Origin of the sequence: Pseudoalteromonas piscicida, assembly GCF_002744175.1 — a bacterium.
Lineage (GTDB): Bacteria > Pseudomonadota > Gammaproteobacteria > Enterobacterales > Alteromonadaceae > Pseudoalteromonas > Pseudoalteromonas piscicida_B.
This window is the reverse complement of record NZ_NKHF01000009.1, coordinates 47,933-60,607: the sequence shown is the minus strand read 5'-3', so window position 1 is coordinate 60,607 and position 12,675 is coordinate 47,933. Positions and strand designations below refer to the sequence as shown.

The 12,675-nt window shown below is 43.6% G+C and carries 10 protein-coding genes; 8 read left to right on the top strand and 2 right to left on the bottom strand.

Features of this window, described 5'->3' with window-relative positions:
* The 7 genes from CEX98_RS02950 to purF form a co-directional block, all read left to right on the top strand.
* The coding region (locus CEX98_RS02950) for a FimV/HubP family polar landmark protein (protein ID WP_277948906.1) at nucleotides 1-1,099 on the top strand (1,099 nt) is incomplete at its 5' end.
* Between the two features lie 144 nt (nucleotides 1,100-1,243).
* Nucleotides 1,244-2,038, top strand: a complete 795-nt coding sequence (truA, locus tag CEX98_RS02945; protein ID WP_099640639.1) for a tRNA pseudouridine(38-40) synthase TruA — start codon at nucleotides 1,244-1,246, stop codon at nucleotides 2,036-2,038.
* Nucleotides 2,039-2,172: 134 nt separating this feature from the next.
* Nucleotides 2,173-3,048, top strand: coding sequence for an acetyl-CoA carboxylase, carboxyltransferase subunit beta (accD, locus tag CEX98_RS02940; RefSeq protein WP_099640638.1), 876 nt, complete (start codon nucleotides 2,173-2,175; stop codon nucleotides 3,046-3,048).
* Between the two features lie 26 nt (nucleotides 3,049-3,074).
* The gene (gene folC, locus CEX98_RS02935) at nucleotides 3,075-4,343 is read left to right on the top strand and encodes a bifunctional tetrahydrofolate synthase/dihydrofolate synthase (RefSeq protein WP_099640637.1); all 1,269 of its coding nucleotides are present in this window, start codon (nucleotides 3,075-3,077) and stop codon (nucleotides 4,341-4,343) included.
* Between the two features lie 182 nt (nucleotides 4,344-4,525).
* Nucleotides 4,526-5,146 carry an SPOR domain-containing protein gene (locus tag CEX98_RS02930; protein ID WP_099640636.1) on the top strand — a complete coding sequence of 207 codons (621 nt, stop codon included), beginning with the start codon at nucleotides 4,526-4,528 and terminating at the stop codon, nucleotides 5,144-5,146.
* Nucleotides 5,147-5,207: 61 nt separating this feature from the next.
* A complete protein-coding gene (locus CEX98_RS02925) occupies nucleotides 5,208-5,702 on the top strand; it encodes a CvpA family protein (RefSeq protein WP_099640635.1) in 495 nt (164 codons plus the stop codon).
* Between the two features lie 18 nt (nucleotides 5,703-5,720).
* Nucleotides 5,721-7,253: an amidophosphoribosyltransferase gene (purF, locus tag CEX98_RS02920; protein ID WP_099640634.1), complete on the top strand. Its 1,533-nt coding sequence runs from the start codon at nucleotides 5,721-5,723 to the stop codon at nucleotides 7,251-7,253.
* Between the two features lie 137 nt (nucleotides 7,254-7,390).
* On the opposite strand, the gene CEX98_RS02915 is transcribed toward purF, so the two are convergent.
* A complete protein-coding gene (locus CEX98_RS02915; protein WP_099640633.1) occupies nucleotides 7,391-8,176 on the bottom strand; it encodes a MipA/OmpV family protein in 786 nt (261 codons plus the stop codon).
* Between the two features lie 241 nt (nucleotides 8,177-8,417).
* Nucleotides 8,418-11,183 carry a two-component sensor histidine kinase BarA gene (barA, locus tag CEX98_RS02910; protein WP_099640632.1) on the bottom strand — a complete coding sequence of 922 codons (2,766 nt, stop codon included), beginning with the start codon at nucleotides 11,181-11,183 and terminating at the stop codon, nucleotides 8,418-8,420.
* Between the two features lie 78 nt (nucleotides 11,184-11,261).
* On the opposite strand from barA, the gene rlmD reads away from it, so the two are divergent.
* Complete coding sequence (gene rlmD, locus CEX98_RS02905) at nucleotides 11,262-12,581, top strand: 23S rRNA (uracil(1939)-C(5))-methyltransferase RlmD (protein ID WP_099640631.1); 1,320 nt, start codon at nucleotides 11,262-11,264, stop codon at nucleotides 12,579-12,581.
* Nucleotides 12,582-12,675 lie beyond the last annotated feature (94 nt).

Genomic DNA, 12,675 nt, shown 5'->3' with positions numbered 1-12,675 from the left:
GCTGGATAGCGAAGAAGAATTACCTGAACTAGAAGCCGATTTCGACGAAGAGGCACTACTTGACGATGCGTTAGAAAGCGAGCTAGAAGCGGAAGCGCCAAGTGAAGAAGCCGAAACACTAGAGCTGGATAGCGAAGACGAGTTACCTGAACTTGAAGCCGATTTCGACGAAGAGACACTACTCGATGACTCGCTAGCAAGCGAACCAGAAGCCGAAACACCAGAGCTGGATAGCGAAGACGAGTTACCTGAACTAGAAACGGATTTCGACGAAGAGGCACTACTCGATGACTCGGTAGAAGAGGAACTAGAAGCGAGTGTAGATGAAGACTCGGATCTTGAAGATGAATTCCCTGAACTCGAGGTCGATTTTGGTGAGGATGCGTTGGTCGGTTCAGAGCCTGAAGAAGCGTTCTCAGGTTTTAGTGACGATGAATTACCTGAATTCACGGAAGAGGATGTACTTGAGGACGAAGGTGAGCCTAACTTAGAGACAGAACAGCAAGTAATTCCAGAGTTAACGGATGAAGATGATCTCGATACACTATTAAGTGAACCAGAAGCCGAGACGGAAATACCAGAGGTAGATGAAGCCGAAATTGAAAAAGAATTTATGGCTGACTTTACGCAGGAAGACTTTGACGCGCTACTCAGCGAACTGGACTCTCCTGCGGAGTTTGATGCTACCAATAGTGAAGATTTCGAGGTGGATTTTGATAGTCTACTTCAAGATGAACTCGCCTCAGAAGACAACCCACAACCGTCTACAGATACAGGTGCTGACGGTGCAGAAGACTATCTCGAAATAGAAGACCTTCTAGATCAAAGCGATGATCTAGACACCGACGTTGAGCCTTATGTTGGTGCCAATATGGATGTTGGTTTAGGTGACTTTGATGAGTTACTCGCTGGTGAAAATACCACTGACGTTGACTTAGAGGATGAAGGCTTCGCAGCAAAACTGGATTTAGCAAAGGCGTACATCGAAATTCAGGATTATGACTCTGCTATTGCTACGCTGAACGACGTCATTGAAAATGGCCCAGACTCGGTTCAAGCTGAGGCTGAATCACTAAAGTCTAACCTCACAAACTCTTAGTCTTCGCACGAAATTAGTCGCGCATTTGCCTGCCAAACAACAAACAGTTGAGTTTGGCAGCCGCTCCTTTTTATTTAAGCGCTTTAATTCACATGAGCAATCGCATAAAATGGCATTTTTGTTATGGGTTGCGATAGAAGAAGTATGCGAGTAGCGTTAGGCATTGAATACAATGGGGCAAATTATAGTGGATGGCAGAGACAAAGCCATGTTAGCAGTGTCCAAGAAGAAATAGAAAAAGCGCTCTCGAATATTTGTAACCATGCGGTTGAGATCACATGTGCAGGGCGCACAGATGCAGGTGTGCATGCGACAGGGCAAATTATTCATTTTGATACCGAGTCGGCTCGTGACATGAGCGCCTTTACCTTGGGGATGAACTCACAGCTTCCCGATGATATCGCGGTTCGGTTTGCCAAAGAGGTAGACCCTGAGTTTCATGCACGTTTTTCTGCCACGGCACGCCGTTACCGCTACGTGATTTATAACCATACATACAGACCTGGGATCTTACGTAGTGGTGTAACGCACTTTCACCATGAACTCGATGTTGAAAGAATGAAAGCGGCGTGTCCGGTTATGATTGGAGAGCAAGATTTTACTTCTTTTCGGGCGGTGCATTGTCAGTCCAATACTCCATTTCGGAATATCCATCATCTAGAGGTGGAGCGGATCGGCAAGTATATTGTGATCGATATAAAAGCAAACGCGTTCTTACACCACATGGTGCGAAACATTACTGGCTGTTTGCTTGATATTGGGGTTGGCAAGCAAGAACCTGAATGGATGGCGGAACTATTAGCTGCAAAAGACCGCACTTTAGCAAGTGCAACGGCGAAGCCGAATGGCCTTTACTTGGTTGATGTTGATTATCCAGCGCAATGGAATATCGACAAAATGCCGCTGGGACCTTTATTTTTACCTGAAGAGCTAATCTAACCGTAATAATAAAGCGTTACCCTGTACTCTTAAGACCAGTTTTTTATATCGTCGATAGCTAAATCATGATTTAATTGGGAAAAGATGTCTGTCTTTGCTGACGGAACAGAATAAAGCACGATAGAGAGTTGCAAATGAGTTGGTTAGAAAAGATCTTACCTAAAACCACTAAATCTTCTGGTAAAAAAGAGATCCCAGAAGGGGTTTGGGCGAAGTGTACAGATTGTGATTCAATCCTATACAAAGCGGAATTAGAAAAGTCGTTAAACGTATGTCCTAAATGTGACCATCATATGCGTATAACGGCGCGTAAGCGTCTTGAGAGCTTCTTGGACGATGCAGATCGTCAAGAGTTAGGCGTGGAGCATGAGCCACAAGATGTACTGAAGTTTAAAGATTCGAAAAAGTATTCGGATCGCATTGTGCAGGCGCAAAAAGCCAGTGGCGAAAAAGATGCGCTAGTGGCGATGAAAGGCCGCGTTAAAGGTATCCCAGTTGCTGCGGTTGCCTTTGAGTTCTCATTTATGGGGGGCTCTATGGCCTCGGTGGTAGGCGCTCGATTTGTGGATGCAGTGAACGTTTGTTTAGAGCATAACATGCCGTTGATTTGTTTCTCGGCCTCGGGCGGTGCACGTATGCAAGAGGCACTTATGTCGCTAATGCAAATGGCAAAAACCAGTGCCGCGTTAGCTAAAATGAGTGACAAAGGCTTGCCATTTATCTCGGTATTGACCGACCCAACAATGGGTGGTGTTTCTGCGTCATTGGCGATGCTTGGAGATATTAATGTCGCAGAGCCAAAAGCGCTGATCGGCTTTGCAGGTCCTCGAGTTATCGAGCAAACGGTTCGTGAGACGTTACCTGAAGGTTTCCAACGTAGTGAGTTCTTGCTCGAACACGGTGCCATCGACATGATTGTTGACCGCCGTGAGATGCGTGATACGTTAGCGCGTATCTTGGCTAAATTTATGGACTTGCCTTCCACTGAACAAGAGCATAGAGTAGCGTAAATTTTTTGAGTTGAGCTACTTAAACTATGACAGTTAAACAGCCTAGCCAATCATCAAGCCTTGATGATTGGCTTTGTTATTTAGAAGCTATTCATCCCGAAACGATTGATATGGGGCTTGAGCGTATTAGGCAAGTCGCTGATCAAGTAGGGCTACTTGAGCCATTTAGTAAAATCATTTTAATTGGTGGTACAAACGGAAAAGGTACTACTGCACGTTGCCTTGAAACGCTATTGCTTAAACAGGGCTTCTCTGTTGGCACTTATGCCTCTCCCCACTTAATTCGATATACAGAATGTGTCAGAGTGAACGGTGCTGAGCTGGATGAACAGTATCATATTGACGCGTTTAAGCAGATTGACGATCAACGTAAAAATATCTCACTTACCCAGTTTGAGTTTGATACACTTGGCGCATTGAGTATTTTTAAGCGCTGTAAAGTCGACTATATTCTCTTAGAAGTTGGTCTAGGTGGACGTAACGACGCCACAAATATTGTCACGCCCATCGCATCTGTGATTACCACGATTGATTTAGATCATAAGGCATTTCTGGGAGATACTCGAGACTCTGTCGGGGAGCACAAAGCCGGTATTTTCCGCCCCCATACTCCAGCTATTGTTGGCGATCTAGATATTCCTCATAGCGTTACCAACTATGGTCAAGAAGTTGCGGCTGATATGGTATTAGCAAAACGTGAGTTTTGGTTTACACCGCTGGCGTCACAATTTAGATGGCAGTATCAGGATTATGACTGGTATTTTGACAATCCTAATATCCCAGCACAGAACGCAGCAACGGCATTAACTGTGTTGGCTAAATTGGGCTTACTTCCTGACTATGAAGTGGTAAAAAAATGCCTTGCAACTATTCAAGTGGAAGGCCGCTTTCAAAAGCTAAGCGATAACCCTTTGGTCTATCTCGACGTTGCACATAATCCTGAATCAGCAAGATATTTGGCTACTAAGTTGCAAGAACTCAAGCAAAAAGGGTTTAAAATTCATGCCTTAGCCGCTATGCTTGCGGATAAAGACAAAGCCAATGTGTTAAATGCCGTAGCACCATTTGTTGATAGTTGGAGTCTGGCTTCTCTTTACGGACCGCGAGGAGAGCGTGCTGAAAATCTGCAGCCATTGCTAAGTGTTAAGAGTGATGTAACCTTGTTTGATAGTGTTTCCAACGCGCTTGAGGTAAAGCTCAGTGAGCTTAGTAAGGGGCATATACTCATTGTATTTGGCTCTTTTTTAACTGTCGCAGAAACAATGGAATATTGGCAAAAGTCGGTCCAAGCCTAGAGCCAATCGCGCTCACAGTTTTAGAAGTTGAAGCGAGTAAATCTCAAGCGGCTATGCTCGTTTTTATTTAGGATAAGATAGGAACGGTTAACGTTGTTGCGTGGGAGCTCGCTTAGATACAATTGGCCACTAGGTGCAAGTACCAAAGTGTAGAGATTAACCCTTTAGTAGAGAGTAAAGTTGTGAACTCAGTATTTATAAACCGCCTTGTTGGAACTAGTATTGTTGTAGTAGCAGCAGTGATCTTTATTCCAAATATTCTCGATGGTGAAAAAGTCCACTATAAAGAAGGGTTTAAAGCGATACCTGAGCGGCCTGAGTTTAAAACTATAGATTTACAAGAGAAAGTCGATGCACAGGCGAATCTTGCGCCAGAACTCCCCAAGGAGACGACAGAAGATATTAGTGCGGATGATGAAAAACTACAGGAACCTGAGTCGCAAGTGGCCACGACGGAGCAATCTCAGCCGTCTACCCAAACTCAAGCTGAGCCAGTTACACAAACCGCAAAGGTAGAAGTGTCTAAGCTTACTCGTCCAGAAACTTCTAATTTTTCGCAGATGGCGTATGTTATTCAGTTAGGAAGCTTCTCGCATAAATCTAATGTTGATGCCTTGACAAAAAAGTTGGCAGACAACGGCTTTAAAACCTTTACAAAGCCGGTGAAAACCCCGAATGGAACCTTAACAAAAGTGTTTGTTGGTCCAGATTTAAATAAAGCAGAACTTGAAGCTAAGTTACCAGAATTAAAGAAATTAACTAAGTTAAATGGTCGTTTGACACAATTTGAAGTGACAAAATGATCTGGCATTTAGTTGCCAAACCTTTTAGAATGCGCCCCACATTAACGACTTATTGGTTACTATGATCTGGGTTGATTACACCATTGCTGGTATTGTTGGTTTGTCGACTATCTTTGGCTTGCTTCGAGGCTTTGTCAAAGAAGCGATGTCACTTGTCGTATGGATCGGCGCCTTTTTCATCTCTAGTATCTTTTATCAATATCTCGCAACCTTCCTTACATTCATTTCAGAACCCCTTTTAAGAAATGCAGCCGCGATAGCCATACTCTTTATTGCGACCTTAATGTTAGGTGGGCTTGTTAACTATGTCTTGAGTGAGCTTGTTCAAAGAACGGGTCTCTCAGGCACCGATAGGATCTTTGGGATAGTATTCGGTGGACTTAGAGGTGTGTTGGTCGTTAGCGCCTTACTCTTTTTCCTTGATGCATTTACCAGCGCGCCAAGTACGCAATGGTGGAAGTCATCAAACTTAATTCCTGAATTTGGTTTTGTGATCGAGTGGTTTTTTTCTTACCTCGAGCATAACTCCAGCTTTTTAAATTCAGTAAACCGTTAATCGGCGAGGAAATTTTTAATGTGTGGTATCGTTGGGATAGTCGGAACATCTCCTGTTAATCAGGCGATTTATGATGGCTTAACTGTTTTGCAACACCGAGGCCAAGATGCGGCTGGCATTATTACCATTGACAACAATACGTTTAGCTTAAGAAAAGCAAACGGCCTAGTAAAAGATGTATTTCATACTAGGCACATGAAACGCCTTCAGGGCAACATTGGTATCGGCCATGTGCGTTATCCTACCGCAGGCTCTTCAAGCTCGGCAGAAGCGCAACCTTTCTACGTAAACTCTCCATTTGGTATTGCGCTTGCGCACAATGGCAACTTAACCAATGCAGAAAAGCTCAAAGAGCGCTTATTTACTCAAGCTCGCCGTCACGTTAATACAACATCAGATTCAGAGATCCTACTTAACATCCTAGCCCATGAGCTTGGTAAAACGGATAAGATGAAGCTAGATGCTGAAGATATGTTTACCGCAGTGACTGAAGTTGTGTCGATTGTATCTGGTGGTTATGCAAGTATTGCGATGATCATCGGGCACGGTATTTTGGCATTTAGAGACCCGCATGGTATTCGACCGCTTGTGTTTGGTAAAAAGGAAACAGAGCGCGGCACGGAATATATGTTTGCCTCAGAAAGTGTAGCGCTAGCAACTGATGGCTTTGAGTTTGTGCGTGATGTTGCGCCAGGAGAAGCAATTTATGTGACTGAAAATGGCGAGTTTTTCTCACAGATCTGCGCTGCAAAAACGACCCTTGCGCCGTGTATTTTTGAGTTTGTTTACTTTGCCCGTCCGGATTCAAATATCGATAAAATGTCGGTATATGCAACGCGCGTGAATATGGGAACTAAACTCGGTGAGAAAATTGCCAGCGAGTGGGGCGATAAAGACATCGATGTAGTGATCCCAATTCCTGAAACATCATGTGATATCGCTCTAGAGATTGCATCTGTTCTGGGGCTTCCATATCGTCAAGGTTTTGTAAAGAACCGTTATATTGGCCGCACATTTATCATGCCTGGTCAAGAAATGCGTAAAAAGTCAGTGCGTCGTAAGCTCAATGCTATTGACCGCGAATTTGTAGGCAAAAATGTACTGCTTGTAGACGACTCAATCGTGCGTGGCACGACTTCGGCGCAAATTGTTGAAATGGCCAGAGAGGCCGGTGCTAAGAATGTATACTTTGCATCTGCTGCACCTGAAGTTAGATTCCCGAACGTTTATGGAATAGATATGCCTTCGGCATCTGAGTTAATTGCTCATGGCAGAGAAGTAGAAGATATCAATGCGAGCATTGGCTCTGACGGCTTGATTTATCAGTCTCTAAGTGACTTGATTGCTGCGGTTGGACAAGAGAACCCAGAGATCTCTCGCTTCGAAACATCAGTATTTGATGGTCAGTATATCACCGGTGATGTCGACCAAAATTATCTCAACCATATTGATGAAATGCGTAATGACTCGGCTAAATCGACACGCGAAGCCGCAATGTCAGCAAGCCTTGAATTGCATAACCAAGAAACAGAAAACGGTGAGGGCGATTAAAGCACCTTGCTGTTGAATAGAAAAACCCAAGCTTGCCTTGGGTTTTTTTGTGTTTTTTGCTCTAAATGAGAAATTTTTAACGACGCTAATATGCTATTTCACTCTTCAAATTGATTAGAGAATTAATTCAATTGATATTAAAACTGGTAAACGAGTCCAGCGTAGGCTACATCGCTTGTATCACGGTCAAGGAGTGGACTGTCTGCAATCACATCATCAAGCTTAGTACGGGTTATCCCGCCAACAAGACTAAGTTGGGTTTTTAATTGGTAATGTGCTGTAATGCCAGCAGAAATATTAATGGCGTCATCTGACGTGAGATAGCCGACCCGGCCACGGCTAACATCAACATTATCACCACTGATCCCATAAATGTAATTGACGTAGTCAGATTGTTGCCACTCAGCACTACCTACAATGGAGACTTTGAATCCCCGGCCATTATTATAAAACGGAATGGATACAGAGAGCGCTGCGGTGGTTGAGTCTGAGTTATTTGAAACATCACTACGACCAGAAAGAGTAAACCATAAATACGTGATCCCGTAATTGACAGTCACATCACCATCAGGTGAATCATAACCGGTAAAGATTTCATCTTCTGATTTTGCATCTCTAAATACGCCATCATAGCCGTCTTCACGGTAGCCAAGTCCCGAATACACAGATATGTCCTCCGTGATAGGAAAGCGATATCCAATTAGGCTATCTTTGTTGATAAACCAGTTTCCTTTTTGGATATCTATGATAGGAATTGAAATAAGTTCACTATCAACACCTTTCCATGGTAAATCGGCAGCGGCGGCACCCCCTCCTAAACGAACTTGCCATTCATCTGACTGTGGCTCAATCGCATGACAAAAAGCAGAAGCAAATAAGGTTAATGTTGTAGTTATGATGAGTGTTGACTTGCAAGTAGACATACTGAATTCCTTTCGTGGGTTAAAAAAGTAGCAAGATTTAGAATGTAATAAGTTTGTTACAAGGGAGCGGTAAGTACTGTGAGAAAATGTAATAAATTGTCGGCAACCGTTTTGTAAAAAGTAAAGCGGTTGCCGCGCATAGGTAGGTGTTATTGTGCGACTAAGCGTATGGTGTTGAGACTACCTGTATGGGAAGCTCACTCGCACTTGATTGATTATCCGAAGCTCAGGTTAATTAGTCTTACCCTTTAAGTTTTGGCTGAGCATCATTAAGTAACAGGGTTAAGCCATCTACTAATTCAAATAGTTCAGGCTCAATATCGCTCAACGGCCTTTCCTGTTTGAGGCTCGTCTCTATGGTTTCTGCTAACTTCTTGAGTGTTGGTACGCCGGTGTAGCAACAGGCACCATGAAATTTATGCACTACTTTGAGTAGCGTACTCAAATCCTCAGCATCCTGCGCTGATTCAAGTTGTTGCAATGTTTCAGGGACGCTAGAGAGCAGCATATTCAGCATTTCAAGCGCAAGATCAGGCTTGTTCCCTGCGCGTTGCAGCGCCAATCCCCAATCCAACATTTGGCTCTCGAAAGGAGGCACGCTGTGCTGCTGATTTGCCACATGCTTTTGTCTGGCAAGCGGTGATGAAGTGCTATGATCGCAAATGATTTGTTTGAGCATATCCTCATCAATAGGCTTGGTCATATAATTACTGAAACCATCTTTGAGCAGCTGCTCCTTTTCTCCTGCTAGCGCATGAGCTGTTACTGCAATGATTGGGGTATCTTCGTTTAACGACGATTCTCTAATACTTTTACAGGCGCTAATCCCGTCCATAATTGGCATCTGTATATCCATAAAGATCAGATCGTATTTCCTAGACTTACAAAGGGCGACTGCCTGAGAGCCATTATGTGCCGTATCAATAGCCTCAACTTGCTCGTCTAATAATGTGCAGATCAGCTTTAAATTTGCGTCATTGTCGTCGGCAACCAATACTTTTAAAGGCAGGCTGTTAGCTTCAATCTCATTTGCACTCATATCTGGGTGATCTAAGCGATAGGGCGCTGCAAGCATTTCACATAATTTTCTATGATTGAGAGGTTTGCTTAAGCAGGCGTCCGCACCGCTACCGATGAGCGCTTCACGCATATTATGAGAGACGGTATTAACCATCAAATAGAGATAATCAGTAGAGTCTCTAGCTTGCTTTATATAGCCTTTTACGGCTTGCATTTGGTCAACACTTGCCATTGAGCCAATTAGGCAAATATCATAGTTAAAGTCTTGTGCTAGTGCTTGTTCAAACGCTTCTTCGGTTAAGCAGCGGGTGATCTGCATGTCCCACCCTTGCAGCTGCGACACTACTGCATAATGGGTATGTTCTTGCGGTTCAAAGTAAAGCACGCGTTTATTTTCTAATGGTTTACTCGGCAAATCATCATTATATAAACGATTTGGTAAGGCAAAGACAGCATTAAATGAGAAACAAGTGCCGTTGCCGGGTGCGGAATTCAAGGTGATCCGCCCATCCATGGCTTCGACTATATGTTTAGTGATGATAAGGCCAAGGCCCGTGCCACCAAACTTACGAGTGATACTGGTATCTGCTTGAGCAAATGGCGTAAACAAGGCGTCTTGCTTGTCTTGGGCAATACCTACCCCAGTATCACTGACCGAAACTAGCAGTGAAGATTGGGATTCGTCCATCAAGCGGTGGTTGATATCCACCTTGACTGAGCCTTTTTCAGTAAATTTAATGGCGTTACTGATAAGATTGGTCAGTACTTGTTTAAAGCGGGTTGGGTCACCAATCAAGTTGTCTGGTACTTGGCGGTTCACCGAAATAGAGAATTCTAGTTGTTTATCGTGCGCACTTGGGGCTAGCAGCGTCATCACTTCATTCACGGCATCACGTAATTCAAACTGGATATTTTCTAGCTCCATCGCACCCGCTTCTAGCTTTGAGAAGTCGAGAATGTCACTGATAATAGTGAGTAGGCTATTGGCCGATAGCTCGATGGTGTCTAAATAGTCCTTTTGATGTTTATTTAGTGGCGTTTTATAGAGCTGGCGTGTGAAGCCGATAACGCCATTGAGTGGTGTTCTTAATTCATGACTCATCTTGGCCAAGAAATCAGACTTCACTCGGTTGGCGTCTTGCGCTTCTTTTTTAGCGATGTTGAGCTGGATGTTTTGTGTTTCATACTGTTCGAGTGTTTCGCGGTAATCACTGGTGGCCTGATCAATGTGTTTTTGCATTTCATCTTTTTGATTCGCCATTTTTTTACCGATCACAATCAAGCCTTGGCGCAGTAACTCGAATTCACCGCGCATCGGTTCATTAATAGCAATGTCTTGTTTACCCTCATTGAGTTTATCGGTGGCTAAAATCAAGTTCGCAATGGGTTTAGTCAACATACGTGACAGTCGCATCGCCAACATAATGCTCAGTAAAAATGAAAAAATGATCACGATGGCACTTAAGATCAATGCGCGTTGTTGCGAGATAAGCGCTTGATCTTTGCTTATTTCGACGACCAGTATTGCGAGAGTTGCAGGCTCTGCGCTATGCCAATCCGTTTTTTTGGCTAAATGGTTTTTGACAGGAGAATAAAAAACAAAGGTATTTTTTAGCGTTGATACTTCTGTGGTTTGTAATTTTTCTACCTCACCAAAGTAATGCAGTTTATCAAAGTTGCTATGATAGTTACTGGTGAGGATCAACTGATTTTGTTTATCAAATAGTGCAATACTCTTTACCAGTGGAGCATGTTTATTATGGGCTTGGCTTAAAATACGATGGAGATGGGCTTTGTCTTGTTTTTCGATTGGGTACTCCACCGACATTGCCAGCGACTCTGCAATGCGATTTCCCTGACTTATCAGAATTTCCTCAAGCTCTACGTAGCGATTTATAGTAAAATAGCCACCAAGTAGCAAGCCAACTAATAGGGTTGGCAAGAGTGTGAGTAATAAAATACTGTCACGCAGGTTTAATTTTGTCATAGGGTCAAAAAAGTGCAGAGAAATCTGTAACTAAGAGTATCTTTTACCGACGTGATAAGCAAACAAATGAGGAACCCAATGGCACAGATTTTTCGTGCTAAGAAAGCCGTTAAGCCGTCAAAGCAAATAGAGCTAACAGTAGCGTCAATGGATCATCAGGGCAGGGGTGTTGCTCGTCACGATGGTAAAGTGTGTTTTATTACCGGCGCATTGACCAGTGAGCGAGTAAGGGCACAAGTTACGCAGGCTAAAGCGAAATTATTAGAAGCCAAAGTCACTAAGGTAATTGAGGCTTCACCTGAGCGGACGCAAGCATTTTGTCCGCACTATACACAGTGTGGTGGCTGTAGTTTGCAGCATCAAGCTGTTGAGGGTCAGCTTAGTGAAAAGCAGCACGCAGTTGAGAAGCTATTTGCACGCTTTGCAAATATAGCTCAGGTTCCTTGGTATCCGCCTATTACTTTTTCCCCGCTTCATTATCGTCGTGCTGCGCGCATCGCGTGTATCTATGACAAACAAACCAAAAAAGTGAGATTAGGGTTTAGAGCACAGCAATCAAAAAACATCATTGATATTGAACAATGTGATGTGTTGGTTTCTCCGTTTGATCGTATTTTCGCTGCACTGAACAACCTAGCGGGCTCATTAAGTGAATTTAAGTTGATCAGTCATATTCAACTGTGCCAAGCGGATAATCATAATTTTGTGCTCTTTCGGCATACTAAAGCACTGTCGGATACTACCCGAGATGCCTTAAAGGCGGGCCTTGAGCAGTATCAGGTGTTATTTGACGATGGTGAAAACCCAGTGCTATATCCACAGCTGCCACAGTATCGTTTAAGCGAGTTTGACCTAACACTTGAATTTAAGTTAAGTAACTTTATTCAGGTTAATCAAGCTGTGAACGAAGCCATGTTGCACCAAGCGATGGCGTGGCTTCAGCCAACAAGCAGTGAAAAGGTACTGGATCTTTTTTGTGGAGTAGGCAACTTCTCTTTAGTGCTTGCAAAACAAGCAAAAAGTGTAATTGGTGTTGAAGGTGAGGTGCAATCGGTTGCAATGGCCGAACAAAATGCGCAAACTAATCAAATCGATAATGTGCAATTTTATTGCTTTGATTTAACCCAACCGATCACCCAAGCTGCATGGTTTGATGAGAGTTTGGATGTGTTGGTGCTCGATCCTTCGAGACCGGGTGCGCTTGAAGTATTGCAGCGACTACCGCTAACTCAGTTCAAACGTGTCTTATACGTGTCATGTGACCCTGTGACGCTGGCTCGCGATACACAAGTGATCTGTCAAGCTGGGTTTGAACTAGAAAAACTTGGTTTAATGAACATGTTTGTCCACACCGGACATATTGAAACCATGGCGCTGTTTACAAAGCAGCACAAGTAACCAAAGCTTTAGATAACGTAATTCGGTTCCTAAGCAGTTACATCATTTATCCGAGAATGAGGCGGGTAAAACGATACCAGATCAGCCAACAGCG

Excerpts from the sequence above, each read along its gene's own strand:
- truA (WP_099640639.1), top strand. The coding sequence starts at position 1,244 with ATGCGAGTAGCGTTAGGCATTGAATACAATGGGGCAAATTATAGTGGA.
- accD (WP_099640638.1), top strand. The coding sequence starts at position 2,173 with ATGAGTTGGTTAGAAAAGATCTTACCTAAAACCACTAAATCTTCTGGT.
- folC (WP_099640637.1), top strand. The coding sequence starts at position 3,075 with ATGACAGTTAAACAGCCTAGCCAATCATCAAGCCTTGATGATTGGCTT.
- CEX98_RS02925 (WP_099640635.1), top strand. The coding sequence starts at position 5,208 with ATGATCTGGGTTGATTACACCATTGCTGGTATTGTTGGTTTGTCGACT.
- purF (WP_099640634.1), top strand. The coding sequence starts at position 5,721 with ATGTGTGGTATCGTTGGGATAGTCGGAACATCTCCTGTTAATCAGGCG.
- CEX98_RS02915 (WP_099640633.1), bottom strand. The coding sequence starts at position 8,176 with ATGTCTACTTGCAAGTCAACACTCATCATAACTACAACATTAACCTTA.
- barA (WP_099640632.1), bottom strand. The coding sequence starts at position 11,183 with ATGACAAAATTAAACCTGCGTGACAGTATTTTATTACTCACACTCTTG.
- rlmD (WP_099640631.1), top strand. The coding sequence starts at position 11,262 with ATGGCACAGATTTTTCGTGCTAAGAAAGCCGTTAAGCCGTCAAAGCAA.